At 55.0% G+C, this 4164-nt stretch carries 6 protein-coding genes and 2 pseudogenes; 6 read left to right on the plus strand and 2 right to left on the minus strand.

The window, feature by feature from the left end; genetic code table 11:
* Positions 1 to 558 (plus strand): annotated as a pseudogene (locus GX147_00410) (hypothetical protein).
* Positions 559 to 854: 296 nt separating this feature from the next.
* Here the strand turns inward: GX147_00410 and GX147_00415 are convergent.
* Complete coding sequence (locus GX147_00415; protein ID NLN59175.1) at positions 855 to 1316, minus strand: DUF386 domain-containing protein; 462 nt, start codon at positions 1314 to 1316, stop codon at positions 855 to 857.
* A 219-nt stretch (positions 1317 to 1535) separates the two neighbouring features.
* Between GX147_00415 and GX147_00420 the strand changes: the two genes are divergently transcribed.
* The 5 genes and pseudogenes from GX147_00420 (at position 1536) to GX147_00440 (ending at position 3663) form a co-directional block, all read left to right on the plus strand.
* A complete protein-coding gene (locus GX147_00420; GenBank protein NLN59176.1) occupies positions 1536 to 1775 on the plus strand; it encodes a type II toxin-antitoxin system prevent-host-death family antitoxin in 240 nt (79 codons plus the stop codon).
* On the plus strand, positions 1775 to 2218 hold the full coding sequence (locus tag GX147_00425; GenBank protein NLN59177.1) for a type II toxin-antitoxin system VapC family toxin: 444 nt from the start codon (positions 1775 to 1777) through the stop codon (positions 2216 to 2218). Before GX147_00420 ends, GX147_00425 begins: the two co-directional genes overlap by 1 nt.
* A gap of 163 nt (positions 2219 to 2381) precedes the next feature.
* Complete coding sequence (locus GX147_00430; GenBank protein NLN59178.1) at positions 2382 to 2606, plus strand: ribbon-helix-helix protein, CopG family; 225 nt, start codon at positions 2382 to 2384, stop codon at positions 2604 to 2606.
* Positions 2607 to 2831, plus strand: a complete 225-nt coding sequence (locus GX147_00435) for a type II toxin-antitoxin system RelE/ParE family toxin (GenBank protein ID NLN59179.1) — start codon at positions 2607 to 2609, stop codon at positions 2829 to 2831.
* 631 nt (positions 2832 to 3462) lie between these two features.
* Positions 3463 to 3663: pseudogene (locus GX147_00440) on the plus strand (GIY-YIG nuclease family protein).
* A gap of 284 nt (positions 3664 to 3947) precedes the next feature.
* Here GX147_00440 and GX147_00445 read toward each other — a convergent pair.
* On the minus strand, positions 3948 to 4164 hold a 217-nt coding region (locus tag GX147_00445; protein NLN59180.1), incomplete at its 5' end, for a hypothetical protein.

The following is a 4164-nucleotide window of genomic DNA, read 5'->3' on the forward strand; positions in this document are numbered from 1 at the left end:
AATTCTGGCCGTTCAACGTTTTCGTAATGGAGAAAACCCTGAATCCATCTGCGCTTCACTCGGCAAATCGAAAGCCTGGCTCTACAAGTGGCTAAAACGCCAGGAGCACCATGACAACGAAGACCCCTGGAGCAAGGACTCATCAAGGCGTCCGAAAAACTGCGCCAACAGAACGCCGGATGAAATCGAGGAGATTGTGAAGCTTGTCCGTCTCAGCCTCTACAACAAAGAGGTCTTCTGCGGTGCTAAGGCCATCCTCTGGGAGCTGGAGGACATGGATATTTCGCCTCTGCCGTCGCTCCGCACCATCAACAGGATTTTCGCGCGGAACGAACTGACGCATCTCCGCCGGATTGGCGGAAACAACCGGAGAAGGGCAGATATCATTTCGTTCGTCTGATCCGAAGCGACAAGCGACTGAACATATTCGGAGAGAGCTTTCCCGTGCCGCCGGAGCTGGAACTCGAATACGCCGTCGCCACTATAGATGTCAATGAGCAAAAGCTTACAATTTCTCACGACGGAAAACAGGTGCAAGAAATTGAGTATAAGCGTTAAAGCGTAACGGAATATCAGTCTGCGATGTGCCGGCACATTTTTTCGTCTGCGATGTGCTGGCACTCAACAGGTACTCAAACTGACCACTTCCCGAGCGAACGACAGCAGACGTTTATCGACGGTCTGAGTCGAGGATTCCTCTATTACGGAAGCGTCTTTCACGTCATAGTCTTCGACAACCTGACCGCGGCGGTGGAAAAAGTTCTTCTGGGTGGAAGATCGTCATTGTGCAAGCCTCCTGGAGTCTTTCAACAAATCACGAACTCTGTTTCGGTCTATGAATGCGAAGTGCTCTCCTACTCTTCCCCGACCCGCACCTTGATGCAGACCTTGCGGACCGTCGCCGGGACGAGGGCGCGCTTCTGCGGCATGTGGACGTCCTCGGGAAAGACGATGGCGATGTCGCCCTTCCGCAGAAGGATGAAGTCGCACTCCTTCTCGTAGAAGGTCGCATCGGCCTTGGGATCGTACTCGACGGCGGGCGCCCCGGCGCGTTCAAGCGGCGCGTACCCCAGATACTCGAACCCCTCGGCGACGTAGTGCACGTCGGCGTACACCCGATGCGCCTCCAGCCCGCAGTTGTCCATGGTCTTGGAGACGTACGCCTGCACGAGAGCGAAGACGTCGTCTCCCTCGATGTCGTAGCGTCCCGGCTCCATCGCCGCGACGTCGTGCTCCTTCAGAAATTCGAACGCCTTCCGGAAGCGCTCCCCCAACACATAGTACCGTTCGCAAGTTGCCAGCGTGCCGATGATCATGCTCTTTCCCACCTTCCTATTTTTACGATGCGCTTTCGCGCCCTACCAGTACGATACCATGAAGGGGAAGGGCGTTACAAGAGACCCTATTTCTCTTTCTCCGATGATCGAAATTCCCAGAGAGAACGCAAAAAACTCTCTGGCAAGACGTCCAAGGTCTTGATTTTTCCGACAAAAAATATAAACTAGTCTGAGACTGGTTTGATCGGAGGAAAGATTATGGAAAAAATCGGAGTCTACGAGGCGAAAACACATCTCACGCAACTTATGGATCGCGTTTCCAAGGGTGAAAAATTTACAATCACGAAGCACGGCGTGCCCGTGGCGATTTTGCAGCCCGCCGATTTCTCGAAGACGGAACCCGTACGAGAGGTCATCGAACAGCTGAAGCATTTCCGAAGCGGCCGCCTGCTCGACGGACTTTCCATCCGCGACATGATCAAGGAGGGAAGGCGCTGATGTCCGTGCGCTTCGTGGTGGATACCTCTGTCGCCATGTCATGGTGCTTCGAGGACGAAGGGAACGGCTATGCGGAAACTGTTCTCGAAAGTCTGGAATCGGCGGAGGCCATCGCACCCGCGATCTGGCCTCTTGAAGTAGGGAATGTGCTGCTTGTGGCTGAAAGGAAAAAACGGCTCGGTCAGGCTGCGTCCGTTCGTTTTCTCTCCCTCCTGGGCGCGCTGCCGATCACGGTGGAACAAGAGCCCCCCGAACGCATGTTCAAAGTAATTCTTTCGCTCGCGCGCGCTCATGGACTGTCCACCTACGACGCATCCTACCTGGATCTTGCCATGCGGCTCGATCTTCCTCTAGCCACACTGGACGCCACTCTCGCGAAGGCGGCGAAGAAAAGCGGAGTGCCGCTGTACACCTGTCAAGGGACATCCATTTCCCCGCAGTAAAGGGACACCCACTTTCCCGCAATAGTTCATGGTTTCCCAAAGGAACCTGGGGGTGCTCCGGCGCGAGGGCGTGAAAATCCCGGAGCAGCGGCAAGTCGGTTGACAGACGACATTGGAACGGCCTTTCTTGCTATACTTGTATAGCAAAAAAGGGGGAACTTCCATGCTTGCCATACGACTGGACGAAAAACTCTCCTCGCGCCTGGATGCCCTGGCGCAAAAGACGGGCAGGTCCAAGACATGGTGTGCCCAAAAGGCCATCGAGACATATATTGACGATATGGAGGACGCTGCTCTTGCAGCAGCCGCTTTTGAAGAATACCGTCTCGACGGTGGTGCGTCTTCCCCTCTCGATGAAGTGAGGCGCCGTCTTGGGTTGGAGGATTGAATTCTTTCCTCGTGCCGGGAAGCAACCAGCCCCCGAAGCCTCGCGAATCGTCCGATACCTGTCCGGTCCGGAAAAACTGGAAAGCACCTGTTCCTGCGGCAACGGGCTGAGTCCGGTTTCTGGCGATATCACGTGGGGGCCTGGCGCGTTCTGTGCCGTATTGAAGATGGCCGGTTCCTGGTGCAGGTGGTGGAGATCGGCCATAGAAACACGGTATGCAAATAGCTCCGGAGTTGCTTCCAGTAGTGCCATGTACGATGTCAGCACCGGAAAAGTCGCGTTTTTAGAGTAGCCGCCGTTCAGAGGCTCATTCAAGCTCCCAGTCTTTTCGCGCCTCCCCGTAGGGAATAAAATTCTCACGCCCGGCCGTCTCCAGGTACTGTGAAAGGAGGGGCCGGGCGCGCTCGTCCTCCATCCGGCCTTGGATTGTCATCCCGAGCGAACGCGAGGGATCTCGGGGTTGAGAAGCCCAGAATCAAAAATGAGATTCCTCGGGCTTCGCCCTTCGGAATGACAGCTTTTCGCTTCGCTCGCTCGGGACGACAAGGCAAAGTTGTCATCCCGAGGCAGGTCCCATCGCCGAGGGATCTCGACCTTGCTTTTGCTTGTCACCCCCAGCGAACGCGATCGCCTAACACCCCGGAGGGGAGGAATCTCGGCCATGGAACCACCTCCGGGATTCTTATCGTTAATCAAACCGGAGCGCAGTCAAGAAGGCTACACCCGTGCCGGAACTTCTCCCGGAAAAATTCGAGGAAGGTGCATACCCACTTCAAAAAAAGTATTTTATTTGGTGGTTTTATCATATAATCAACACATCAGGTTTGTTCAAATATGTTTAAAAAAGAGGAAAAGCATGGCATTTGGCCGCAAGGTGACGATTTTTCTTTCAGATGGTGCCCCCTCCGGCATACGGCACGTCGAGATAGCGAACTGGTCAGGACAGGCAATCGCCTGCCCTCGCAGCCGTTTGAATAAACTCAGGGATTGGGTGGAAGCGCAGCGTCCCGGCGTCTATTTTTTACTGGAGAAGCAAACTGCCGAAACGGGCGATCGGAACAGTGACAGATTCCCTCCCGAATTTATGTTTCGGCTTTCGAACTGAACTCGAAATCTTGAGGTCACAAAATGTGACCTCAAGATGGGGTGGACGCAGATATCTTCAATATGCCTTTACTGAGCAGCGAGTTGTTTTTAGCGGTTCTGCGAATTGAAACCGCAATCGCGGTCAGTGTCCAGGAACCCCCCGGCAGCCGGGCGGGAAAGTACCTTCCGAAGGTGGAATGAGGCGGCGGCCACTTTTGTTTAACTGTTGCTTGACTGGAGCGGCGGCTTTTCGGCTCAGTTGCTGTCAACATGCAGTACTTCCGCCGCTTGCGGCCGTTGAGTTGCCTGACCGTTGCTTGACTGCCCGAAAAGCGTTCCCCGCAGCACGCAAAGACGAAGGGGTGTGGCAATGCCTGAATCGGAGGCCAGGACGCGAAAAGCACGCATCGATGCGCGGCTTCGCTCATCCGTCCTCGGCTGGACTCTCATCCGCAGCGACGAAGTTCGCGAC

The sequence above is a fragment of the Deltaproteobacteria bacterium genome (assembly GCA_012522415.1).
Taxonomy (GTDB): domain Bacteria; phylum Desulfobacterota; class Syntrophia; order Syntrophales; family JAAYKM01; genus JAAYKM01.